Below are 24,137 nucleotides of genomic sequence, written 5' to 3'. Positions count from 1 at the left end.
GGTGGATCAGACGGTCACACCGGGCTCGGCCGCGCGCGGCGCGTAGAGGGAGCGCGGCAGCAGCGCCGCGCGCACCCGCGTCGGTCGGTCGACGCTGCGGTGCAGCTGGGCGAGCACCTCGCGCAGCGGCACCGCGAGATCGGTCGGCTCCTCACCGGAGCGCGCGTAGTTGGCCTGCTCGACGGCATCGGTCAGTCGTCGCAGCGCCGTCGCATCCGCGTTGCTCCCCCGCACCAGTCCGGCTGCGCGGACTCGCGGGGTGTCGGCGTCGGACACGGGCAGCTCGAGGTCGATGAGCGTGTCACGGAGCTCGGCCCAGGCCGCGGCCGGATCGCCGCGGCGGGCGCGGTTCAGACGGCTGCGACGCTCCACGAGACGGATCAGCGCCGGCAGCAGGAGCAGCACCACGACGCCGAGCGCGGTGAACACGACGGGCATCGCGTCGAGGGGGCGCTGCCCGTTGCCGCCGGCCGACTCGCTGCCCGGGTCGCCGCGGTCGACCTCTGCCCCGGGGGTCTGCTCGGCCTGCGGGCTGGTGGTCGGGGCGGGGCTCGTCGGGGTGTCCGGACCGCCGCCCTGCGTCACTCCGGCGCGGAACGCGGTGGGAACGCCCAGCGACGCGGTCGGCTCGAACGGCACCCAGCCCACACCGGGGAACAGGACCTCGGGCCAGGAGTGCAGCTGGTCGCTGGTCACCGAGAAGACCGATTCGTCACCGCGCTTCTCGTCGGTCAGCGTGCCCGGGAGGTAGCCGACGACGATGCGCACCTGCATCCCCAGGCTCTCCGCCATCAGCGCGAAGGCCCCGGCGAAGTGCACGCAGTATCCCCGTCGCACCTCGAGGAACTGTGCGACGGCCTCGGCGCCGGTGCCGTCGAAGCCCTCTTCGACCGGCGTCTCCAGGGAGTACGCGAACTGCGTGCGGAACCAGCTCTGCAGGGCCACGAGGCGGTCGTAGTCGGTGCTCGCGTCCGCGGTGACCTCGGAGGCGAGATCGCCGATGATCGCGGGGAGTTCGACCGGCTCGGCATCCGGGTCGACCGTCGGCGCGGCCGCGTCGAGGGCACGGATCTGCTCGAGCGTCGGGAGAGGGCGCGACGAGGTGACGGTGTAGTCGTTGCCCACGGCGTCGGCGCTGCGGGAGAAGAGGGTGCGGTTGTCGGGGGAGACGCGCCAGGAGCCGGTGAGCCCCTGCACCGCGGTGGCGGGGTACGGCACGGGCAGCCACGAGCTCGACATCCGCAGCACCCGGATGGAGGTGTTCTGCTCCTCCACCGTGATGCCCTCGCCCCACTCCGGTGCGCCGAAGCCCTCGTCCTGCGACTGGAGGTTGCCGCGGTCCGGCTGCCAGACGCGACCGTCGAAGCGGGAGAGCGTGGTCAGGCGCAGGTACGGAGCGGAGTCGCCCTCCTCGGCCACGGTGAGCACCTCGACCGGGTTGGGCTGGCGCAGGTCGTCGCCCAGGCGCAGCGAGGCGTCGACCGTGACGCCGACCCCGGTGCCGGCCACGTTCGAGGCGACGGGCAGCACCGGCGCGATCACCAGGGTCGTCACGAGGGCGGCGGCCCCCACGGTGACGGCGAGGGGGACCGAGGAGCCGCGGGGCGATTCCGGATGCCGCCTCGCGGTGTACCGGAACAGGACGAGGGCGATCACGCCGAACAGCACGAACCAGAAGATGTTGGTGTCGCCCAGCGTGACGATCATCGGGATCGCCCCGATGGCGCCGGTCAGCAGGACGGCCAGCACCGCCGAGCGATGCGCGACGAGATGATCGAGCAGGATCGCGACGAGCGCGAACCCCGCTCCCATCACGGCGGCGAGTGCGGGCGTGGCATCCAGCGGTGCGGAGCCGAACACGACCGCCTCCGCGGCCGCGGCGCCGAGAGCTCCGAACAGGGCCAGCGTGGTGGCGGTCGGGAAGATCCCGAGGATCGCGGTCGGGCCCGCGATGAGCATGGTCAGGAGGGCGATGGTGGCCAGGACCTGCGCCGCGAACGTGAGGAGATCGCTGATCCAGGGGGTGCGTCGTCGCAGCAGGTGCCGGGCGAGCATCCCGGTGCCGGCCACGACGATGATCACGCCGAGCACCGTGATCGACCATCCGCCCGGGGAGATCACCGACGTGAACGGCCACATCGCCACGAGCGCGGCCGTGGCGGCCAGGACTCCGGGGCCGCCCACCCCCGTCCGCTCCTCGCGGTCGCGATGCCACTGCGGAGCAGAGGGTGCGGCCGGCGCAGACCGCGACTGCTCAGCGCGGAACATCGCCGACCCCGATCCGCGCGGACACCGCGTCCTCCCACGCCTCGGCGATGTCGGCGCCGAGCGGCACCACGGTCCAGCCGTGCGGGGCCGCGGCCTCGGCCGCCCCGGGCTGCAGATCCGCGCTGAACAGCATGGGGGCGGTGGCTCCGGCCGGACGCAGCAGGACCGCGTCCTCTTCGTCGAGGCGACCGGTGATGTACACGAGCGGGCCGGGCGGCGTCCCCCCGATGAGCGTCGCCAGATCGCGGCTGTCGCCCCGCGGAGCGACCATCGCGAGGGCCACCAGCAGACCGTCGCGGTCGTCCTCATGGCCGCGCAGCTCACCCAGCAGGCCGCCCGCGCTGTCGATCACGTCGACGCTGTAGCCCTCGGCGGCGAGGTGCACGGCCGCGGATGCGCACAGCGAGACGGCCGCCTCGAACGCCGGGTCCGCCTCGGAGCCCGGTGCGTCCCAGCCGCGGCTGCTGCGGTCGAGCACGACGACCGCATCCGGGCTCGACTCCTCTTCCTCCTGGCGCACCATGAGCTGTCCGCGGTGCGCGGTCGCCCGCCAGTGGATGCGACGCATCGAGTCGCCGGGGATGTAGCCGCGCGGTGACAGGTTGTCGCTGCCCTGGCCGAGCCGGGTCGACGAGGTGTGCGCGGTCCCGCCGGCGGCGCCGACGCGCACGGCGAGCGGGGCGAGGGCGAACACCTCCGGGACGACCGTCACGCTCCGGGTGTCCCCGAACGACTGCTCGCGCTGCGCCAGCCCGAACGGGTCGACGGTGCGCAGCATCAGCGGACCGAGCGGCCAGACGCCGCGACGGATGCCGGTGATCTGGTAGCTGAGCTGGCCGTTCGTCGGGGGATAGTCGCCGCCGGCGTCTCCGGAGACCGCGTCGGGCAGCACGTCCCGCCACAGACCGCGGGGCACGCGCAGGGCGCGCAGGGAGAACCGCACCGTCACGCGGGAGGTCTCGGACACCGTCAACAGGTCGGTGGAGATCTGGCGGGTCACGGTGCCGGAACGCCGGGGGAGGCGGACGGCGAGGAGGGAGAAGAGGGTGAGGGCGGCCAGCAGGATCCCGATGTAGAGCAGGATGCGGGCGCCCGCGACGTTGGCGGCGATCATGCAGCAGAGCGCGGCGACGAGCGCACCGGCGCCGCGGCTGGTGAGGGATCGGCGTCTGCGCATGAGCGGCTCGGTCAGGAACGGGTCGCGACGGGCACGCGCACCCGCTCGACGATCTGGGTGAGCGCGGCCTCGACCGGCTGTGCACCCGCGCGGTGGGCTCCGCGGGCGGGGAGCAGGCGGTGCGCGAGGACCGGGATGAGCAGGGCCGTGATGTCGTCGGGGATCACGTACTCGCGCCCGTCGAGCGCGGCCCATACCTTGGCGGCCCGGATCAGCTGCAGCGTCGCCCGAGGGCTCGCGCCCAGGTGGAGGTTCGGGTCGGAGCGGGTGGCCTGCGCGAGGGCGACGGCGTACTCCTCGAGCGCGGGGGCGACGTGGACCGAACGCGCCCACGCGATGAGCTGGGCGATGGATGCGGCATCGGCGACCGGCGTCACGGCGGCGAGCGGGCTCACGACGTCACGCTGGCGGAGCATGAGCGCCTCGGCCGCGGCATCCGGATATCCCATCGAGATGCGCATCATGAACCGGTCGCGCTGTGCCTCGGGGAGCGCGTAGGTGCCCTCCATCTCGAGCGGATTCTGGGTCGCGACGACCAGGAAGGGCGAGGGGAGCAGGTGGGTGGCGCCGTCGACGGTGACCTGGCCCTCCTCCATCGCCTCGAGCAGAGCGGACTGCGTCTTGGGGGAGGAGCGGTTGATCTCGTCGGCGATCACGATGTGCGCGAACACGGCGCCGCGCTTGAACTCGAACTCCCGGTCGACCGGGTTGTACACCGAGACGCCCGTGACGTCGCCGGGGAGCAGGTCGGGCGTGAACTGGATGCGACGCACGGTCGCGTCCACGCTCGCGGCCAGAGCCCGGGCGAGCATCGTCTTGCCGACCCCGGGGACGTCTTCGATGAGCAGATGCCCCTCGGCCAGCAGGCAGACCAGGGCGCTGCGCACGGCATCCGGCTTGCCGTCGATCACCTGGCCGATGGAGCCGAGGATGGCCGACGTCTGCACGGCGAACTTCTCGGCGTCGATCGTCACCGGGCTCAGGGGGGCGTTCTCTGGCATGCGTTCCCTCTCACGTCGGCGCTGCGGTGCGCGTTACTCGATCGTAACGCTGTGGAGCGGGCGTCGCTCTGGCAACCTCCCCTGAGGATGAGGGCGCCCGGGGTCAGTCGCGGGGTCAGCCCCACACCCGACGTCGCGGCTCCGAGCGGTCCAGCAGGCTCGGCGTGCTCCGGGCGATCTGCAGCAGGGCGAGTCCCGTGGTCCCCTGGAGCTCGTGCAGCACGCCGTGGCCGACCGCGGCTCGCCAGCGCTCGGCGAACGCCTCGGCGTCGGCCCGGCGGCGGGAGAGCGACTTCGGCACCGGGAGCAGGCGTCGCCCGGGGACCGCCCGGTCGACCAGGGAGCGCAGTCCGTCGGCCAGGGGGCCGGAACCGCCGAACACCCCCTGGTCCACCCGGAGCAGGAAACGGGGGTTCTCGGCGGGCGCGAACAGCTCCTGCACGGCGTCCGCGATCAGACGGCGCTCACGCGGAGTGCCGGAGACCTCGATCCAGAACTCGTCGCCGCCTTGGCTGTGCACCTCGATCGCGCCGTGGCCGAGTGCCCGGATGCGCCCGGCGTCGTGCAGGCCCGCGGCGACGGCGACCGCGGCGCCGCGGTACAGCGAGGCGGGGTCGCGGAGCGTGCGCAGAGCGCGCAGCACGCTCGAGCCGCAGAGGATCGCGGTGGAGGCGAGGGCGCCGACCGCTGCCATGCCGATGCCCGCGCCGACCGGGAGCGAGAGGGCGCCCACCGCACCGAGCGCTCCCATGCCCGCGGCGAGACCGACCCCGCTGACGCCGAACGTCAGCGGAACGGCAGCGCCGAGGGTCGGTCCGGTGCGCAGCATCTGCGCCGCGGAGGAGGTGCGGATCGACACCACGTCGCGCTCCTGCGACACCCAGGGCTCGCCGACCCGCCAGTCCTCCGCGGTCTGCGCCCTGCTGCGGAGCCGGGAGAGCATCTCGTCGTTGATCCTGCCGATCGCCGCGCCGTCGGTCTTGTCGATCACCGCGTAGAGCGCGATGATCGCCGCCGGCGGGAGCGCGTGCTCGAGACCGGAGACGATCCGGGTGTCGTCGTCGGCGCTGAGGCCCCAGAGGTGACCGTGCCGGCGGCGCAGGCGCTGCATCTCCGCGGGGCTGTCGAGGTCGACCGCGGCCGGGACGAGACAGGCCACCGACCAGTTGTGCGCGACCTTGCCCGGCCACGCGGGATCGAGGCGCAGCGTGCGTCCGCGCAGCTGCTGGGTGCCCGCGCTCGTCGCGACCGCGGTGAGGTCGATGAGGGTGTTCACCGATGGACAGTCCCAGCCCTCGCCGAGGAGCCCGCGGGTGCCGACGAGCACGCGCACGGATCCGCGGCGGATCAGCTCGGAGACGGCGGCGACCAGGCGGCCGCGCCCCGCCTCGGCCACCTGGAGGTCGCAGCTCGGGCCCGGGGTGCGGATCACCGTGACGTCGGATCCGAGCAGGGACTGCAGCTGCTCGGCGATGGCATCGGCGTCCTCGGCGCGCACCCGCAGATGCCGTGCCGTGAGCAGGACCGGACGCAGCCCTCCGGTGACCCGGTCGGCGATGAGGCGGTCGAACACGCGCAGGGCGCCGGCGGGCTCTCCCGCGAGGCCGCGATGGTTCCCGTGCTCGACGAAGTCGGTGACGACCACGGCCCGCACGTGCTCGGCGGAGTCGCCCGCCAGCTCCCGGTGCAGGATGTCGATCGCCGCGCGGTCCTTCGACGCCGAGTAGGTCAGGGTCGTCTCCACCGGGTTGCGGCCGCGCCGGAGCCCGCGGTCGGTCAGGTGGTGCCCGAAGTCGGCGAGTGCGCGCCGCACGTACTCCCACTGGCCGCGAGCCGTCGGATCGGTCAGCAGCTTCGTCTGGGCGAACCGGGTCAGGACGGTGAGGAGGTCGTCGGTCGTGCAGCGGCCGAACAGCACAGGTGGAAGCAGGGCCGTCAGCGGATGCGTCGGCGCCACGACCCGCAGCACCACTCCCGCGGAGCGGGTCAGGGCGAAGTCCGCGGACAGCGCGCGCTCGAGAGCCACCCGCCGCGCGAGCTCCGGATCGGGCTCCGCGGATGCCGTCGGTCCCGGCGCCGTGTCGGCCGCCGGCTGCAGCTGCTCCTCCAGATACGCGATGCCGTCCGCCGAGGACAGCACCCGCAGCACCAGATCCTCCAGCAGCGACTCGTGCCGACGGATGAACGCCGCCTCGGCCGGTTCCGGTTCCGTGAACCACACCCGGTCCCGGTAGGGCGCGAGATGCCCCTCCTTCACGACCGCGGGGGCGGGCACCTCGTAGTCCACGTCGCCGAGCAGCTGCGAGTAGTTCTCGTACTCGGTCTCGTCATCGGGGGAGGGGAGCGTGGCCGTGAGTCCGATCACGACGGGGGTCGTCCCCGTGGCGCGGATGCGGGCCGTCAGATAGGCCACCACCAGCGCCCAGTGGTCGAGCAGGTGGTGGCATTCGTCGAGGACGATCGTGCGGATCCCGGCAGCGACGATCGCATCGATGAGCGCGACGGCGTTCGGATGCAGGACCAGAGCGAGCTCTTCGGGCCGCTGCTGGGCGAACCGGCGGCGGAGGCCGCGCACGCGTCGTCGGATCCCCGACCGGTACTGCCCGGCGTTGTCCGTCTCCAGCACCGCGAGCCAGGTCGCGGCATCCGCCTCCGAGCGATCGGTGTCGGCGAGCTCCGTGATCCACTGGCGTCGGGCCAGCTCCTCGAAGGGCGAGCCGTCGCCGGTGACGCTGAGGAGCTGATAGGTCAGCACCGTGAGGTCCCCGAGGGACTGCGCGTCGTCCGAGACGGAGCCGGCATCGGGGGCGAGCTCCTGAGCGGTGCGCAGCCACTGCTGCCGGATGGTGACGGTGGGCGCCAGCACCAGCGTGCGATGTCCCTCGCGCGCGGCGAGCAGCAGCCCGAGCAGCGTCTTGCCGGACCCGGGCGGCGCGACGATGTGCATCTTCTCGTCCGTCCCCGCCGGGATCCGCTCGAGCACCTCGGCCTGATACGTGCGCAGGGTGCCCGTGAACCGCCACGACGAGAGGGGGAGGGCGAGAGCATCCATGACCCGCCCAGTCTGTCAAACGGTCGGGTGGTGTCATCGCACCCGACACGGTCGGGTTAGGATGGTTGACGGCTCTCCGCGTGGCGGCATCCAGGCCAATTCCCCCAGGGCGGAAACGCAGCAAGGGTAACCGGGCTCTGCTGGGTGCGCGGAGAGTCATTTTCTTTGCCCGGACATCGGCGCCGTCCTCGCGGGCGACCGCTTCGAGGCACGCCCAGCCGAATCGTCGGTCGCACCTGAGACAATCGTCCGGTGACCGTCACCCCGCCGCCGCAGGCGCAGCATCCGCTCGGCCGATTCGCCTCGCCGGTGCTGCTGCTCGTCGCGATGTGGGTCGTCCAGTTCGCCGACGCCGTCCTCCCCGGCTCGTTCACCGACTTCGGGCTGCGGTCGTGGGATCTCACGGGACTCGGCGGCATCGTGCTCGGACCCCTGCTGCACGCGAGCTGGCAGCACCTCATCGCGAACTCCGTGCCCTTCCTGGTGCTGGGCTGTCTGGTCGCGGTCGAGGGAGCCCGGCGGTTCTGGGCGGTCACGGCGGTCGTCGCGCTCGTCGGCGGCATCGGCACCTGGGTCGTGAACGCCCCCGGCACGCTGACCGTCGGCGCGTCCGGTCTCGTGTTCGGCTACTTCGGCTACGTGGTGATGCGGGTCTTCGCCCCGGGGCGGGTGGCGCACCGCATCCTGTACGCCGTGATCGCGGTCGTGGTGATCGGACTGTACGGTGGCACGATGCTCGCCGGCGTCTTCGGGGCGGCCGAGGGCGTCTCCTGGCAGGGGCACCTGTTCGGGGCCATCGGCGGCGGCGTCGCCGCTCTCCTCGGACGCAGACCCCGCGCGGATCGCGGAGCCCTGACGGCATGAGCGCCGCGCGCGCGAAGTCGCGGCCCCAGCGCTCATCCGCAACGAAGAAGAAGCCTGCCGCCAAGAAGCCCGCGGCGCGAAGGAAGAGCGCCTCGAGACGGCGCCGGCCGGGTGCCCGACGCCAGGCCGCGACGCGCCTGCGCCGCCGGAGGATCCTGCAGCGGGTGCTCCTCTCGGCTGGTGCGGTGGTCGTCCTCGGCGGGCTGCTCGCGCTCATCCCGCTGGGACTCGCTCGCGACCCCGCACCCGTCTGCATCGACCGACCGCAGACGTTCCCCGAGGTGGGCGTCGAGGGATGGAGCGGCGAGCAGCTGGAGAACGCGGCGACCATCGTGCGCACCGCGTCCGCGCTCGGCTTCCCCCGCGAGGGGCAGATCCTCGGGGTGATGACGGCGATGGGGGAGAGCAGCCTCCGTAACATCGACTACGGGGACTGGGAGACGAGAGGGTTCACGAACCCCGACGGATCGCGCACGACGAGCATCGGCCTGTTCCAGCAGCAGGACTGGTGGGGCAGCGCCGAGCAGCGGATGGACCCGGCGACGGCGACCACGCTGTTCTTCGACCGGCTGGGACGGCTGCCCGACTGGCAGAGCATGGAGCCCTCGCACGCGATCCACCGCGTGCAGATCAACACGGATCGCGACTACTACGCACGGTTCCAGGCCGACGCCACGGCGGTCGTCGATGCGCTGTCCGGTCCGTGCGACTGACGCCGTCGCATTTGACCCGGTGCCGTCCAGGGCGGAGCCACCGATCGCCCGCCTAAGCTGAAGCCGTGGCGCAGAGCATCTACATCACCTCGGCCGAAGGACACACCGGCAAGTCGACGATCGCCCTCGGGACGCTCGACGCCCTGATGCGCGTGTCGCCGCGCGTGGGGGTGTTCCGCCCGATCGCGCGCTCGGTCACCGCGCGCGACGAGATCCTCGAGCTGATGCTCGCGCACGACGGCGTGCACCTCGACTACGAGGACTGCATCGGCGTCACCTACGACGACGTCCGCGCCGACCCGGAGGGGGCGCTGTCGACGATCGTCGCGCGATTCAAGGCCGTCGAGGCCCAGTGCGACTCGGTCGTGATCATCGGCAGCGACTACACCGATGTCGCCAGCCCCGCCGAGCTCGGATTCAACGCCCGCATCGCCGCGAACCTCGGCGCTCCCGTCCTGCTCGTGCTCAGCGGGCGTGACCAGCAGCGTCAGGCCGAGCAGCTCGGCACCACGACCGCACGCGCCGCCGCCGCCGTCGGGCAGATCGCCGCGCTCGCGCTCTCCGAGCTCGTCGAGGAGCGGGCGGAGCTGTTCGCGGTCGCCGTGAACAGGGCCGACCCCGATGCTCTGGGCGGGATCATCGACGCGGTGCACGCCGTGCTCCCCGACGACCGCACCCCGGTGTGGGCGATCCCGGAGGACCGCGCCCTGGTGGCACCGTCGATCCGCGGCATCCTCGCCGCCGTCGACGGGAAGCTCCTCCAGGGCGACGACGACCGGCTCACCAGGGAGGCGCTGACGATCGTCGTCGCCGGCATGTCCATGGTGAACGTGCTCCCGCGCCTCACCGAGGAGGCGGTCGTGGTGATCCCCGCCGACCGCACCGAGGTGCTGCTGGCCGCGCTGCTCGCCGATTCGTCCGGCACCTTCCCGCGCATCGCCGGGATCATCCTCAACGGGCCGTTCCCGCTGCCGGAGCCGATCGCGCGGCTGCTCGACGGATTCGCCTCCTCGGTGCCGATCATCACGACCGACCTCGGCACCTACGACACGGCGGTGCGGGTGATGGGCACCCGGGGGCGGATCTCGGCCGACTCCCGCACCCGCTACGACCGCGCGCTGGGGCTGTTCCAGGCGCACGTCGACATCGCGGAGCTCACCGAGCAGCTCGGGCTCGCGACGGCGCACGTCGTGACGCCGCTGATGTTCCAGTACGGACTCATCGAGCGCGCCCGCGCCGACCGCCGCCGCATCGTGCTCCCCGAGGGCGACGACGACCGGATCCTGCGCGCTGCAGCCACTCTGCTCGCCCGCGAGGTCGCCGACCTCACGATCCTGGGCGACGAGGCGGCGGTGCGCGCGCGTGCCGTCGAGCTCGGCGTCGACATCGCCGCCGCCCAGGTGCTCAGCCCCACCGATCCTGCGCTGGTCGAGCGCTTCGCGGCCGAGTACGCGCGCCTGCGCGCCCACAAGGGCATCACGCTCGCGCAGGCGGCCGACACCGTGACCGACGTGTCGTACTTCGGCACGATGATGGTCCACCTGGGCCTCGCCGACGGCATGGTGTCCGGTGCCGCGCACACGACGGCGCACACCATCCGCCCGTCCTTCGAGATCATCAAGACCAAGCCGGGCGTGAACGTGGTCTCCAGCGTGTTCCTGATGGCGCTCGCCGACCGGGTGCTCGTCTACGGCGACTGCGCCGTGATCCCCGATCCCACCAGCGAGCAGCTCGCCGACATCGCGATCTCCTCGGCGACGACCGCCCGTCAGTTCGGCATCGATCCGCGCGTCGCGATGCTGTCGTACTCGACCGGCGAGTCCGGATCGGGCGCCGACGTCGACAAGGTGCGCGCCGCGACCGCCCTGGTGCGCGAGCGGGCACCGGAGCTGCCGGTCGAGGGGCCGATCCAGTACGACGCCGCCGCGGACGCCGCGGTGGCCAAGGCCAAGCTGCCCGACTCGGCGGTGGCCGGGCGTGCGACCGTGTTCGTGTTCCCCGACCTGAACACGGGCAACAACACCTACAAGGCGGTGCAGCGCTCCGCGGGCGCCGTGGCCATCGGACCGGTGCTGCAAGGCCTCAACAAGCCCATCAACGACCTGTCGCGCGGGGCACTGGTCGACGACATCGTGAACACGGTCGCGATCACGGCGATCCAGGCGCAGGGCGCCGAGCGGACAGGGGATGCGGCATGAGCGCGATCCTGGTCATCAACAGCGGCTCCTCCTCGCTGAAGTACAGCCTGATCGACATCGAGCAGGAGAACCTGCTCGCGAGCGGACTGATCGAGCGCATCGGGCAGGAGGTCAGCCCCGTCGCGCACACGGTGCGCCCCGAGGCGGGTGGCGACGCCATGCCGACCCTGCTCGAAGCCACGTATCGCGACGAGCGTCCGATCGCCGATCATGCCGCCGCCTTCGAGATCATGCGCGAGCAGTTCGCCGCGCACGGCCCCTCCCTGGAGGAGCACCGGCCGGTCGCCGTCGGACACCGCGTGGTGCACGGCGGTGCACGCTTCTACGCGCCGACGCTGATCGACGCCGACGTGGAGCGGCAGATCGACGAGCTCGCGGTGCTCGCGCCGCTGCACAACCCCGCGAACCTCGCCGGCATCCTCGCCGCGCGCGCCGTGTTCGACGAGGTGCCGCACGTCGCCGTCTTCGACACCGCGTTCCACCAGACGCTCCCGCCCGCCGCGTACACCTACGCCATCGACGCCGCGCTCGCCGCGGAGCATCGGGTGCGCCGCTACGGCTTCCACGGCACGAGTCACCAGTACGTGAGCGAGGCCGCGGCGGCGTTCCTCGGGCGCGACCTGGGCGACCTCCGACAGCTCGTGTTCCACCTCGGCAACGGCGCCTCCGTGACCGCGATCGACGGCGGGCGCTCGGTGGAGACCTCGATGGGGCTCACCCCTCTCGAGGGGCTGGTCATGGGCACTCGGTCCGGCGACCTCGACCCCGCGGCGCTCGTGCACCTGTCGCGCCGCGCCGGCCTCTCCATCGACGATCTCGACGCGCTGCTCAACACCCGCAGCGGCCTGGCCGGTCTCGCCGGGCGCAGCGACATGCGCGACATCCTCTCCGGGGTCGCGGCGGGGGAGGAGGCGGCCGTCCTCGCCTTCGACGTGTACGTGCACCGGCTGCGCGCCTACGCGGGCGCGTACATCGCGCAGCTCGGGGGAGTGGACGTCATCTCGTTCACGGCCGGCGTCGGCGAGAACGCGGCGCCGGTGCGGGCCGCCGCGATGGCGACGCTCGGCTTCGCGGGGGTCGAGATCGACCCGGCGCGCAACGAGGCCGGGGATCGCGGCATCCGGCGGATCTCGACGGATTCGTCCGCGGTGACGGTGCTCGTGGTGCCGACCGACGAAGAGCTGCAGATCGCCCGGCAGACCGCCGAGCTGCTCTGATCCACCCGCGGGGGTTACCCGCCGGCGCGGCATCGCATTACGCTTGCACAGTGGCACGGAGAGGTGCCGGCCCGACGATCGACCTTCTCCTGGAGGCACTGTGCCAGAAGCACTGCCCGACCTGTTCCACGCCGACGGCGTGCTCTTCGACCTCGACGGCGTGCTCACACCGACCGCCGAGGTGCACATGCGCGCCTGGAAGACCGTGTTCGACGACGTCTTCGCCCGCTGGGACATCACTCCGCCGTACACCGACGCGGACTATTACGACTATGTCGACGGCAAGAAGCGCTACGACGGCGTCGCGAGCCTGTTGCGCAGCCGCAACGTCGAGGTGCCCTGGGGCGAGGTCGACGACGACCCGTCCGCCGAGACCATCTGCGGCATCGGCAACCGCAAGAACGCCGCGTTCGCCGCCTCGCTCCGCGGGACGGGCATCGCGCCGTATCCCGGATCGCTCGCCCTGGTCGAGAGCCTGCATTCCGCCGGCATCCCGCTCGGCGTGGTCTCGAGCTCCAAGAACGCCGAAGAGGTGCTGGGCGCCGCCGGCATCCGCTCGTACTTCCGGATCGTGGTGGACGGCGTCGTGGCCGAGCGCGACGGTCTCGCCTCCAAGCCCGCCGCCGACATGTTCGCCGCCGGTGCCGTCGCCCTCGGGGTGGACCCCGCGCGGTCCGTCGCCGTGGAGGACGCCACCTCCGGCGCCGCATCCGCCGCCGCCGCCGGTTATGCGACCGTGGTCGGCGTCGACCGTGGCACGGGTGCCGACGCCCTGCGTGCCGCCGGCGCGACCGTCGTGGTCGACGACCTCGCCGTCTTCCTCCCTCCTTCCCGCACCGACACCCCGGAGACCGCATGCGACGTACTGAGCGACCGGAGGGAGTCGAAGTGATCGACCGCGACCGTTTCCCCGTCGACCCGTGGCGCCTGATCGACACGCACTACTCGGAGGAGGGCGTCGGCGAGACGCTGTTCTCCGTCGGCAACGGCTACCTGGGCCTGCGCGGCAACCACATCGAGGGTCGCGGCGCGCAGGAGCACGGCACCTTCATCAACGGGCTGCATGAGACCTGGCCGATCCGCCACGCCGAGCAGGCCTACGGGTTCGCCGAGGTCGGGCAGACCATCGTCAACGCTCCGGACGCGAAGGTCATGCGCGTCTACGTCGACGACGAGCCCATCTCGCTCGATGACGCCGACATCCGCGAGTACCGGCGCACGCTCGACCTGCGCACGGGTGTGCTGGAGCGCCACGTCGTGTGGGAGACCCCGTCCGGCAAGCGCGTGCGCATGCGCGATGAGCGCATCGTGAGCTTCGAGGAGCGCCATCTCGCGGTCCTCCGCCTCGAGGTCGTGGTGGAGAACGCCGACGCCCCGGTCACGATCAGCTGCCAGCTACTCAACCGTCAGGACGGCGCGGGAGTCTACGCCGGCACCCCGATCGGGACGAAGGCCGCCGCCTTCGACCCCCGGAAGGCCGAGAAGATCGCCGACCGCGTCCTGGAACCGGCCGAGCACTGGCAGGACGGCATGCGCTCCGCGCTGTCGTACCGCGTCGCCGACTCGGGCATGACCGTCGCCGTGGTCGCCGATCACATCGTCGAGACCGAGAACGAGTACAACGCCCGCACCCTCGTGGAGCCGGACATCGCGAAGAACGTCTTCCGCGTGCAGGCGAAGGCCGGGGTGCCGATCACGGTCACGAAGCTCGTGAGCTATCACACCTCGCGCGGCGTGCCGCCGCGCGAGCTCGTCGACCGCTGCCGCCGGTCGCTCGACCGCGCCGCGCAGGAGGGCGTCGAGACCGTGTTCCTGCGTCAGCGGGAGTGGCTCGACGCGTTCTGGGAGCGCAGCGATGTGCGGATCGGCGAGCGCGACGACCTGCAGCAGGCCACGCGCTGGTGCCTGTTCCAGCTCGCGCAGGCCTCGGCGCGCGCCGACGGCGCAGGAGTCCCGGCCAAGGGCGTCTCCGGTTCCGGCTACAGCGGCCACTACTTCTGGGACACCGAGATCTACGTGCTCCCGTTCCTCACCTACACGACGCCGCGGTGGGCGTACAACGCACTGCGGGCGCGGGTGAAGATGCTGCCCGCCGCGCGTCGCCGCGCCGCACAGCTCAACGAGGCCGGGGCGCTCTTCCCCTGGCGCTCGATCAACGGCGAGGAGGCCTCGGCGTACTACGCGGCCGGGACCGCGCAGTACCACATCAACGCCGACATCAGCTTCGCGCTGGGCAAGTACGTCCGGGCGACGGGGGACGAGGAGTTCCTGCGGCGCGAGGGTGCCGACATCGCGATCGAGACCGCGCGGCTGTGGGCGACCCTCGGGTTCTGGCGCGCCGCGCGCCTCGTCGGGGAGACGGGTGCCGGCGACGGGATCGAGACCTTCCACATCCACGGTGTGACGGGGCCGGACGAGTACACGACGGTCGTGAACGACAACCTCTACACGAACGTCATGGCGCGCTACAACCTCCGCTACGCGGCGAAGATCGTGCGCGAGATCAAGGAGAGCTACCCCGACGACTACGTCAAGCTGGTCGACCGCACGGGCCTCGGCCCCGGCGAGGCCGAGGCGTGGGATCGGGCGGCGGAGGCGATGTACATCCCGTACAGCGAGGGCCTCGGCATCCACCCTCAGGATTCGCTCTTCCTGGAGCGCGAGGTCTGGGATCTCGCGAACACGCCGGCCGAGCAGCGACCGCTGCTGCTGCACTTCCACCCGCTGGTGATCTACCGGTTCCAGGTGCTCAAGCAGGCCGATGTCGTGCTCGCGCTGTTCCTCCAGGGCAATCACTTCACCCCGGAGGAGAAGAAGGCCGACTTCGACTACTACGACCCGCTGACCACCGGCGACTCGACGCTGTCGGCGGTCGTGCAGTCGATCCTCGCCGCCGAGGTGGGGTACCAGGACCTCGCGCAGAAGTACTTCGAGCAGTCGCTGTTCGTCGACCTGCACGATCTGCACCACAATGCGGCCGACGGCGTGCACGTCGCGTCTGCCGGCGGCGTGTGGACCGCTCTGGTGTGCGGCTTCGGCGGCATGCGCGACTACGCGGGCGATCTCAGCTTCGACCCACGTCTGCCCTCGGCCTGGCCGTCGCTGTCGTTCCCGCTGCAGTGGCAGGGGTCCGATCTGTACGTGACGGTCACGAAGGAGGAGCTGCGCGTGCAGGTGCGCAGCGGACCCCCGGTCCCGTTCAGCGTGCGCGACACCGCGTACATCGCCACCACCGACGACGAGGTCGTCGTGCCGCTCGCCGATCAGGGCCCCCTGATCCCCGGGCGCCCGACGCTGCGCCAGTTCGCCGACGCCCGCCGCGAGGACGGAACGCGGATGTCCGCCTCCGTCCCGGTGATCACGACGACGATCCCGGTGATCGAGACCCTCGACTGACGCTCGGGCCCGCCGAAGGTCGGTGGCAAGCCGTAGGCTGTTGAGGTGACCACAGCCCTCTACCGCCGCTACCGACCCGAGACGTTCGGCGAGATGATCGGGCAGTCCCAGGTGACCGATCCGCTCATGACGGCGCTGCGCGGAGACCGGGTCGGCCACGCCTACCTGTTCTCCGGTCCTCGCGGGTGCGGGAAGACCACGTCCGCGCGCATCCTGGCGCGCTGCCTGAACTGCGCCGAGGGACCGACCGACGTGCCGTGCGGCGTCTGCCCGAGCTGCGTCGAGCTCTCACGCGCGGGTGGCGGTTCGCTCGACGTCGTCGAGATCGACGCGGCGAGCCACAACGGCGTCGACGACGCGCGCGACCTGCGCGAGCGGGCGACGTTCGCCCCCAGCCGCGACCGGTACAAGATCTTCATCCTCGACGAGGCGCACATGGTGACGCCGCAGGGCTTCAACGCGCTGCTCAAGCTCGTCGAAGAGCCGCCGGAGCACGTCAAGTTCATCTTCGCGACCACCGAGCCCGAGAAGGTCCTCGGCACGATCCGCTCGCGCACGCACCACTACCCGTTCCGGCTCGTGCCGCCCGCCGCGATGCTCGAGTACGTCGCCAAGCTGTGCGCCGAAGAGGGCGTGATCGTCGAGCAGGGCGTGCTCCCGCTCGTCGTCCGCGCCGGTGGTGGCTCCCCGCGAGACACGCTGTCGCTGCTCGACCAGCTGATCGCCGGATCCGATGCGCCCGCCGGCTCCGAGACGGTCACGGTCGGCTATGCCCGCGCCGTGTCCCTGCTCGGGTACACGCACGCCGCTCTCCTCGACGAGATCGTCGATGCGCTCGCCGCGGGAGACGCGGCCGCCGCCTTCCCCGCGATCGACCGCGTGGTGCAGACCGGTCAGGACCCGCGCCGCTTCGTCGACGACCTGCTCGAGCGTCTGCGCGACCTCATCGTGATCGCCGCCGTCGGCGCCGGTGCCTCCGCGGTGCTGCGCGGGATCGCCGAAGACGACCTGGAGCGCATGCGCGCCCAGGCCGCGGCCTTCGGCTCGGCGCGACTCTCGCGCACGGCCGATGTGGTCAGTGCCGCCCTCGACGACATGTCGGGCGCGACATCGCCCCGCCTGCACCTCGAGCTCATGGTCGCCCGCGTGCTCGCCGGCGCGGCACCCGCGGTCGAGCGCGCCGCCGCTCCGGCCCGCGCCTCCGCTCCGGTCGCGCCCGCCCCGACCGTGTCGGCTCCGGCACCCGCGACGCCCGCTCCTACCGCGCCTGCACCTGTTGTGCCTACGGCTTCTGCGCCCGTCGAGCCGACCACGGTCGCCGAGCCGGCTGCGAGTGACAGCATCGCTCCGGAGCCCGTCGCCGCGCCCGAGCCCGCGCGCGCAGAACCCGTCTCCGCAGAACCCGCCGCTGCAGAGCCCGCCGCTGAACCCGCAGAGCCGGCCGCCCCGCAGGGGCCGGTCACGTTCGAGCGCATCCGCTCGTCCTGGCCCGCCGTGCTCACCCGGCTCGAGGACATCAGCCGCACCTCCTGGCTGCTCGCCACGGCCGTGCAGCCGCTGGCCTACGTGACCGACACCGAGGTCCTGACGCTCGGATTCACGAGCCAGCACGACGTCGCGAAGTTCAAGGGAACGACCCCGGGGTCCGGCCCGTCCGACCACCTGCGCTCCGCGATCGAGCAGGAACTCGGCGTCCGGGTGAAGTACCTGCCCGCGCCCATGCCCGCCGGCGGTGCGCCGCGACAGCCCGCAGCATCCGGGCCTTCGACGCCCGCCGACTCCGCTCCCGCATCGGAGCCTGCGTCAGCGAGGCCCTCCCGTCCGCAGGTCCATGGTGCCGCCGCCTCCGCGGTGACGGAATGGGCCGTGGCGCCGATCCCCACGACACGGGAGGAGCCGCAGGGCAGTCCGCCCGCCCCCTCGGCACCGCTCCCGGTCGACGACGAACCCGAAGAGGTCGAGGCCGCGGCGTCCGCCCCGGTGCCGCCGTCCGACGGTGCGGTCGATCGTGACGAGCCGCCGCTGCCCGGCGACGACGAGGCCCCCGCTTACGACGAGGAGCCGCCCTACGACCCGTCGTACGAGCCGCCCGTGTCCCGTCAGGCCCCGCCCGAGCGCGCCGCGCGACCGGCATCGCAGGCGCAGCAGCGCGCGGCGGCCGCCGCGCCGGTCGTCATCGAGCGCGCCCCCACGGTCGGGGGAGTGCAGCGCTACGGTGAGGCCGTGATCCGCCAGGTGCTCGGCGCGACGTTCCTTCGCGAAGAGCCCTACGAGCCCCCGACGAGGTTCAACTGATGTACGACGGCATCGTTCAGGAGCTGATCGACGAGTTCGGTCGGCTCCCCGGCATCGGCCCGAAGTCCGCCCAGCGGATCGCGTTCCACATCCTGCAGACGCCGACGTTCGACGTCGCGCGTCTCGCCGAACTGCTCGGCGAGATCCGCACCCGCGTGCGGTTCTGCGAGATCTGCGGCAACGTGGCCGAGCAGGAGCGGTGTGCCATCTGCCGCGATCCGCGCCGCAGCCAGGCCTTGATCTGCGTGGTCGAGGATGCGAAGGACGTCGCTGCCATCGAGCGCACGAGGGAGTTCCGCGGGCTCTACCACGTGCTCGGCGGCGCCATCAGCCCGATCGCGGGCATCGGGCCGGACGATCTCCGCATCGCCCAGCTCATGACGCGTCTCGCCGACGGCACGGTGCAGGAGGTCATCCTCGCCACCAACCCCAACCTCGAGGGCGAGGCGACGGCCAGCTACCTCAGCAGGCTGCTCACGACCATGCAGATCACGGTGTCCCGGCTCGCCTCCGGGCTGCCCGTCGGCGGCGACCTCGAATACGCCGACGAGGTCACCCTCGGTCGCGCCTTCGAGGGCCGGCGCATCCTGTGAACGCGAGCGGCGGCTTCTCGCGTCGCGGCTGGTTGCTCTTCGGAGCCATGGCGCTGCTGTGGGGCGTGCCTTATCTGTTCATCAGCGTCGCGGTCGAATCCATCTCGCCGCCCGCGATCGTGGCAGGGCGCACCCTCATCGCGGCGCTGCTGCTGCTGCCGTTCGCCATCCGGAGCGGAGCGCTGCGTGCGGCGCTGAAGCACTGGCCGTGGGTGCTCGCCTTCGGTGCGGTCGAGATGGCCGGTCCGTTCCTGCTGCTCGGCCACGCCGAGATGACGCTGCCCTCCGGCATGACCGGGCTGCTCGTCGCCACGGTGCCGCTGTTCGCGGCGCTGATCGCCCTCGGCGGCGGTGACCGCGGCGTGCTCCGTCCCGCCCGGGGCATCGGACTCCTCGTCGGCTTCATCGGCGTCGCGGTCGTGGTCGCGGGGCCCGGACTCTTCGGTGGCGAGGTGAGCCTGCTCGCGGCGGGGGAGGTGCTCCTGGTCGCCGTCCTCTATGCGACCGCGCCGTTCATCGTCGCGCGCAAGCTGAACGACGTGTCGTCGCTCGGCACGATCACGCTCTCGCTGCTGATGATCGGGATCTTCTACCTCCCCATCGGCCTGCTGACGCAGCATGAGGTCCCCACGCTGCCGTCTCTCGGCGCTCTGCTCGCCCTCGCCGTGATCTGCACCGCAGTCGCGTTCCTCGCGTTCTTCGCCCTCATCCGCGAGGTCGGCCCGGTGCGCGCCCCGCTGTTCACCTACGTGAACCCGGTGGTCGCGATCATCCTCGGGGCGATCGTGCTCGCGGAGCCGCTGACCCCCGGCCTGCTGCTCGGCTTCCCGCTGATCATCGTCGGATGCTGGTTCGCCGCGACGGGCGGCCGGCTCCGCCCGGTCTCTCCCCAGGCCCTCCCACCCTCCCTCTGACCCGCCCCGCGCCCCCGCCCCGCCCGCCTTTTCGCCGAGTGCACGGCTTGCTGTCGAGCGCACGGCTTATCCACGCGAAGTTCCCGTGCACTCGTCGAGGTCCCGTGCACTCGACACCCCGCACGCGCCCCGCGCCTGCACGCCGGGCGCGCGCCCCGCACCCTGCGCGCACCCCGCACGTGCCCGCGCCTCTTCGCTGAGTGCACGGCTTGCTGTCGAGCGCACGGCTTATCCGCGTGAAGTTCCCGTGCACTCGTCGAGGTCCCGTGCACTCGGCGCTCCGCACGCGCCCCCCCGACACATGCGCAACGGAGCATACGCGCCGATCGTAGAATGAGCGTGGGCGGATCCGCCCGACATCCCAGGGAGTGATCGTGGCCCTCATCGTGCAGAAGTACGGCGGCTCGTCCGTCGCCGACGCAGAGAGCATCAAGCGCGTCGCCAAGCGCATCGTCGACACGCGTCGTGCAGGCCACGACGTGGTCGTCGCCGTGAGCGCGATGGGCGACACCACCGACGAGCTGCTCGACCTCGCGAACGAGGTCGCGCCGATCCCCGCACCCCGCGAGCTCGACATGCTCCTCTCCAGCGGAGAGCGCATCTCGATGGCACTGCTGGCGATGGCGATCCACTCGATGGGCTTCGAGGCGCGCTCGTTCACAGGCAGCCAGGCCGGCATGATCACGGACTCGCAGCACGGTGCGGCTCGCATCGTCGACGTCACCCCGGTCCGTCTGCGCGAGGCTCTCGACGAGGGCGCGATCGTGATCGTCGCCGGGTTCCAGGGCTTCAACCGGGACACCCGCGACATCACCACGCTCGGCCGCGGTGGCTCCGACACCACGGCCGTCGCCCTCGCTGCGGCGCTCGACGCCGACGTGTGCGAGATCTACAGCGACGTGGACGGCATCTTCACCGCCGACCCGCGCGTGATCCCGAAGGCGCAGAAGCTCGACCACGTCTCCAGCGAGGAGATGCTCGAGCTCGCCGCCAACGGCGCCAAGGTGCTCTACATCCGCGCCGTCGAGTACGCACGCCGTCACGGCGTCCTCATTCACGCTCGGTCGACGTTCTCGTCGGCCGAGGGCACGTACGTTCTGGGCGAGGGAATGAAGAACCCTCGCGAAGCCGAGGGAGCAGTCATGGAAGAACCGATCGTCGCCGGGGTCGCCACCGACTTCAGCCAGGCCAAGATCACGGTCGCCGGCGTGCCCGACGTTCCGGGCAAGGCGGCCGAGATCTTCAAGATCGTCGCGAAGTCCGGTGCCAACGTCGACATGATCGTGCAGAACGTGTCGGCCACCGGCCGCACCGACATCTCCTTCACCGTGCCCAAGGCAGATGCCGCGGCTGCCCTCAAGGCCCTGGCCGGCGAGCAGACCGAGGTCGGGTTCCAGAACCTGATCCACGACGACCAGATCGGCAAGCTGTCGGTCGTCGGAGCGGGCATGCGCACGCACTCCGGCGTCTCCGCGACGCTCTTCGAAGCGCTGTCGGCCGGCGGCATCAACATCGAGATGATCTCGACCTCCGAGATCCGCATCTCCGTGGTGCTCCGCGACACCGACCTGACCGAGGCGGCACGCACCGTGCACACCGCCTACGGGCTCGACGGCGACGCCGAGGCCACGGTCCACGCCGGCACCGGCCGCTGATCTCGGCCAATCCTCTGCGCTTTCCTGCCGTGTGGGCAGCAGCGCGGAACCTCGCGGCGGCACCCCGTCGCACCACGGTAGACTCGCCGAAACCCTGACACCGGCGCCAGGCGCAGCATCAGCACCCCGACGCCGCGCCCGAAGCCTCGTACGCAGTACCGCACGACGCCAAGGAACATCATGACCCGCATCTCCGAATCAGGACTCTCCGTCGCCATCGTCGGCGCCACCGGCCAGGTGGGCACCGTGATGCGCGAGATTCTCGCCGAGCGGTCGTTCCCGATCCGCGACCTGCGCCTGTTCTCGTCTGCGCGCTCCGCCGGCACCGCGATCGAGTTCGGCGGCGCGACGGTCATCGTCGAAGACGTCGAGACGGCGGATGCCTCGGGCATCGACATCGCCCTGTTCTCCGCCGGGGCCACCGCGAGCCGCGCCTACGCGCCGCGCTTCGCTGCAGCGGGCGCCGTCGTCGTCGACAACTCGAGTGCCTGGCGCATGGACCCCGAGGTCCCGCTCGTGGTCAGCGAGGTCAACCCGCACGCGATCGACGAGCGCCCCAAGGGCATCATCGCGAACCCGAACTGCACCACCATGGCCGCGATGCCGGTCCTGAAGGCCCTGCACGCCGAGGCCGGCCTCGAGCGCCTCATCGTGTCCACGTACCAGGCCGTCTCCGGTTCCGGTCTCGCCGGCGCTCAGGAGCTCCTCGGCCAGGTCGAGGGCGTGCTCGCCCAGGGCGACACCCTCCGCCTCGTGCACGACGGCTCCGCGGTCGACTTCCCCGAGCCCGAGAAGTACATCGCGCCGATCGCCTTCGACGTGATCCCGTTCGCCGGCAACCTCGTCGAGGACGGCGACAACGAGACCGACGAGGAGAAGAAGCTCCGCAACGAGAGCCGCAAGATCCTCGAGCTCCCGGGTCTGCGCGTCGCGGGAACCTGCGTGCGCGTCCCCGTCTTCACCGGCCACTCGCTCTCGATCAACGTGGAGTTCGCCCGCGACATCACGCCCGAGCGGGCGCGCGAGGTGCTGAGCACGGCCCCGGGCGTCGTGCTCGACGAGGTCCCCACGCCGCTGCAGGCCGCCGGCAAGGACCCGAGCTTCGTCGGCCGCATCCGCGCCGACCAGTCCGCTCCCGAGGGCAAGGGCCTCGTGCTGTTCCTCAGCAACGACAACCTTCGCAAGGGCGCGGCACTGAACGCCGTGCAGATCGCCGAGGTGCTCGCCGAGCGTCTCACCCCGGTGAGCTGAGACCCGCATCCGCGCACGCCGTCGCATGGTCTGCGACGGCGTGCCCGCGAACTAGACTGGTTCGGTGACTGAAAACGTCGATGTCGTCCTGATCGGCGGTGGCATCATGAGCGCCACCCTGGGTACACTCCTGCACGAGCTGCAGCCCGAGTGGAAGATCGTCGCCTTCGAGCGACTCTCCGACGTGGCTCAGGAGAGCTCCAACCCGTGGAACAACGCGGGCACAGGGCACGCCGCCCTGTGCGAGCTGAACTACATGCCGCAGCAGGGCGATGCGCCGCTCGACCCCGCCAAGGCCGTGTCGATCAACGAGCAGTTCCAGCAGAGCCGCCAGTTCTGGTCGTCGCTGGTGGACAAGGGCGTGCTCGACGCCCCCTCGACGTTCATCAACGCGACCCCGCACATGACGTTCGTGCGCGGCGAGAAGGATGTCGCGTACCTCAAGAACCGCTACGAGGTGCTCAAGGAGCAGCCGCTGTTCGCGGGCATCGAGTACAGCGAGGACTCCCGCGTCATCAACAAGTGGGCCCCGCTGCTCATGCAGCAGCGCCGCAAGGGCGAGCCGTTCGCCGCGACCCGCGTCCCCGCGGGCACGGACGTCGACTTCGGCGCCCTGACCCATCAGCTCTTCGACCACCTCACCGACTCCGGCGTCACGCTGCGCACCAACCACGAGGTCCGCAGCCTGAAGAAGCAGAAGGACGGCACCTGGCTGGTCAAGTACCGCAACAGCCTCGGCCACACGCCGAACGAGGTGCGTGCGCGCTTCGTGTTCGTCGGCGCCGGCGGCTGGGCGCTCAAGCTGCTGCAGAAGTCGGGCATCCCCGAGATCAAGGGGTACGGCGTCTTCCCGATCGGCGGGCAGTTCCTCAAGACCTCCGACCCGAAGATCGTCTCGCAGCACAAGGCCAAGGTGTACTCGCAGGCCTCCGTCGGTGCTCCGCCGATGTCCGTCCCGCACCTCGACACGCGCGTCGTCGACGGCGAGGCCTCGCTCATGTTCGGCCCGTTCGCCACGTTCAGCCCGAAGTTCCTGAAGAACGGCTCGATGCTCGACATCGTGTCGCAGGTGCGCGCGCACAACCTGCTGCCGATGCTGCAGGTCGCGGTGAAGAACCCCGACCTCATCACGTACCTCGTCAGCGAGCTGCTGAAGAACCACGCCAAGAAGGTCGACAGTCTGCGCACGTTCATGCCCACCGCGAAGGATGAGGACTGGACGCTCATCGACGCCGGTCAGCGTGCTCAGGTGATGAAGAAGGACCCGAAGAAGGGTGGCATCCTCCAGTTCGGCACCGAGGTCGTCGCCTCCGCTGACGGATCGATCGCCGGTCTCCTGGGAGCTTCCCCCGGCGCCTCGACCGCCGTCCCGATCATGCTCGACCTCCTGAAGAAGTGCTTCCCGGCGGAGTACCCGGGCTGGGAGTCCGAGCTGCGCGCGCTGATCCCGACGTTCGGCCAGAAGCTCAACGAGGATGCGGCGCTCGCGGAGAAGTCCACGGAGGCCACCGCCGCCACCCTCGGCATCAACGTCTGAGACCGC

At 71.5% G+C, this 24,137-nt stretch carries 16 protein-coding genes and 1 other RNA gene; 13 read left to right on the top strand and 4 right to left on the bottom strand.

Annotated elements, in window-relative coordinates; genetic code table 11:
- Nucleotides 1-6: 6 nt before the first annotated feature.
- From AC07VM_RS02750 to AC07VM_RS02735, 4 genes are all read right to left on the bottom strand, one after another.
- On the bottom strand, nucleotides 7-2,268 hold the full coding sequence (locus AC07VM_RS02750) for a transglutaminase TgpA family protein (protein ID WP_494909903.1): 2,262 nt from the start codon (nucleotides 2,266-2,268) through the stop codon (nucleotides 7-9).
- Nucleotides 2,255-3,445, bottom strand: coding sequence for a DUF58 domain-containing protein (locus AC07VM_RS02745; protein WP_494909902.1), 1,191 nt, complete (start codon nucleotides 3,443-3,445; stop codon nucleotides 2,255-2,257). Before AC07VM_RS02745 ends, AC07VM_RS02750 begins: the two co-directional genes overlap by 14 nt.
- Nucleotides 3,446-3,456: 11 nt before the next feature.
- The gene (locus tag AC07VM_RS02740; RefSeq protein WP_267415571.1) at nucleotides 3,457-4,446 is read right to left on the bottom strand and encodes an AAA family ATPase; all 990 of its coding nucleotides are present in this window, start codon (nucleotides 4,444-4,446) and stop codon (nucleotides 3,457-3,459) included.
- 115 nt (nucleotides 4,447-4,561) lie between these two features.
- Entirely contained in the window at nucleotides 4,562-7,498 is a 2,937-nt protein-coding gene (locus AC07VM_RS02735; RefSeq protein WP_494909901.1) for a DEAD/DEAH box helicase family protein, read from the bottom strand.
- A 67-nt stretch (nucleotides 7,499-7,565) separates the two neighbouring features.
- On the opposite strand from AC07VM_RS02735, the gene ffs reads away from it, so the two are divergent.
- The 13 genes from ffs to AC07VM_RS02670 all read left to right on the top strand — a co-directional run bounded on the left by ffs (nucleotide 7,566) and on the right by AC07VM_RS02670 (nucleotide 24,131).
- Nucleotides 7,566-7,662, top strand: an RNA gene (gene ffs / locus AC07VM_RS02730) — signal recognition particle sRNA small type.
- A gap of 88 nt (nucleotides 7,663-7,750) precedes the next feature.
- On the top strand, nucleotides 7,751-8,362 hold the full coding sequence (locus AC07VM_RS02725; protein WP_494909900.1) for a rhomboid family intramembrane serine protease: 612 nt from the start codon (nucleotides 7,751-7,753) through the stop codon (nucleotides 8,360-8,362).
- A complete protein-coding gene (locus tag AC07VM_RS02720) occupies nucleotides 8,359-9,075 on the top strand; it encodes a hypothetical protein (RefSeq protein WP_494909899.1) in 717 nt (238 codons plus the stop codon). Before AC07VM_RS02725 ends, AC07VM_RS02720 begins: the two co-directional genes overlap by 4 nt.
- A gap of 65 nt (nucleotides 9,076-9,140) precedes the next feature.
- Nucleotides 9,141-11,273, top strand: a complete 2,133-nt coding sequence (gene pta, locus AC07VM_RS02715; protein WP_494909898.1) for a phosphate acetyltransferase — start codon at nucleotides 9,141-9,143, stop codon at nucleotides 11,271-11,273.
- The gene (locus AC07VM_RS02710) at nucleotides 11,270-12,490 is read left to right on the top strand and encodes an acetate/propionate family kinase (RefSeq protein ID WP_494909897.1); all 1,221 of its coding nucleotides are present in this window, start codon (nucleotides 11,270-11,272) and stop codon (nucleotides 12,488-12,490) included. Before pta ends, AC07VM_RS02710 begins: the two co-directional genes overlap by 4 nt.
- A gap of 100 nt (nucleotides 12,491-12,590) precedes the next feature.
- Entirely contained in the window at nucleotides 12,591-13,382 is a 792-nt protein-coding gene (locus tag AC07VM_RS02705) for an HAD family hydrolase (RefSeq protein ID WP_494909896.1), read from the top strand.
- Nucleotides 13,379-15,886 (top strand): glycoside hydrolase family 65 protein, encoded by a 2,508-nt coding sequence (locus AC07VM_RS02700; RefSeq protein WP_494909895.1) that lies wholly within the window; start codon nucleotides 13,379-13,381, stop codon nucleotides 15,884-15,886. The genes AC07VM_RS02705 and AC07VM_RS02700 overlap by 4 nt, the downstream gene beginning before the upstream one ends.
- A 45-nt stretch (nucleotides 15,887-15,931) precedes the next feature.
- Nucleotides 15,932-18,181: a DNA polymerase III subunit gamma and tau gene (locus AC07VM_RS02695; protein WP_494909894.1), complete on the top strand. Its 2,250-nt coding sequence runs from the start codon at nucleotides 15,932-15,934 to the stop codon at nucleotides 18,179-18,181.
- Nucleotides 18,181-18,774, top strand: coding sequence for a recombination mediator RecR (recR, locus tag AC07VM_RS02690; RefSeq protein ID WP_267415562.1), 594 nt, complete (start codon nucleotides 18,181-18,183; stop codon nucleotides 18,772-18,774). The genes AC07VM_RS02695 and recR overlap by 1 nt, the downstream gene beginning before the upstream one ends.
- Nucleotides 18,771-19,688, top strand: coding sequence for a DMT family transporter (locus AC07VM_RS02685; protein ID WP_494909893.1), 918 nt, complete (start codon nucleotides 18,771-18,773; stop codon nucleotides 19,686-19,688). The genes recR and AC07VM_RS02685 overlap by 4 nt, the downstream gene beginning before the upstream one ends.
- A gap of 374 nt (nucleotides 19,689-20,062) precedes the next feature.
- A complete protein-coding gene (locus AC07VM_RS02680) occupies nucleotides 20,063-21,343 on the top strand; it encodes an aspartate kinase (protein WP_029258718.1) in 1,281 nt (426 codons plus the stop codon).
- A 180-nt stretch (nucleotides 21,344-21,523) separates the two neighbouring features.
- Nucleotides 21,524-22,594 carry an aspartate-semialdehyde dehydrogenase gene (locus tag AC07VM_RS02675; RefSeq protein WP_494909892.1) on the top strand — a complete coding sequence of 357 codons (1,071 nt, stop codon included), beginning with the start codon at nucleotides 21,524-21,526 and terminating at the stop codon, nucleotides 22,592-22,594.
- A 64-nt stretch (nucleotides 22,595-22,658) separates the two neighbouring features.
- A complete protein-coding gene (locus AC07VM_RS02670) occupies nucleotides 22,659-24,131 on the top strand; it encodes a malate:quinone oxidoreductase (protein ID WP_494909891.1) in 1,473 nt (490 codons plus the stop codon).
- Nucleotides 24,132-24,137: the final 6 nt, after the last annotated feature.

Source organism: Microbacterium sp. GW821-FHT01D02 (genome assembly GCF_059422585.1).
The sequence above is the reverse complement of the archived record's forward strand: the minus strand, read 5'-3'. Positions and strand labels throughout refer to the sequence as shown.

Coding starts and splice junctions, on each gene's coding strand:
- AC07VM_RS02720 (WP_494909899.1), top strand. CDS start 8,359: ATGAGCGCCGCGCGCGCGAAGTCGCGGCCCCAGCGCTCATCCGCAACG.
- recR (WP_267415562.1), top strand. CDS start 18,181: ATGTACGACGGCATCGTTCAGGAGCTGATCGACGAGTTCGGTCGGCTC.
- AC07VM_RS02735 (WP_494909901.1), bottom strand. CDS start 7,498: ATGGATGCTCTCGCCCTCCCCCTCTCGTCGTGGCGGTTCACGGGCACC.
- AC07VM_RS02740 (WP_267415571.1), bottom strand. CDS start 4,446: ATGCCAGAGAACGCCCCCCTGAGCCCGGTGACGATCGACGCCGAGAAG.
- AC07VM_RS02710 (WP_494909897.1), top strand. CDS start 11,270: ATGAGCGCGATCCTGGTCATCAACAGCGGCTCCTCCTCGCTGAAGTAC.
- AC07VM_RS02750 (WP_494909903.1), bottom strand. CDS start 2,268: ATGTTCCGCGCTGAGCAGTCGCGGTCTGCGCCGGCCGCACCCTCTGCT.
- AC07VM_RS02745 (WP_494909902.1), bottom strand. CDS start 3,445: ATGCGCAGACGCCGATCCCTCACCAGCCGCGGCGCCGGTGCGCTCGTC.
- AC07VM_RS02675 (WP_494909892.1), top strand. CDS start 21,524: ATGACCCGCATCTCCGAATCAGGACTCTCCGTCGCCATCGTCGGCGCC.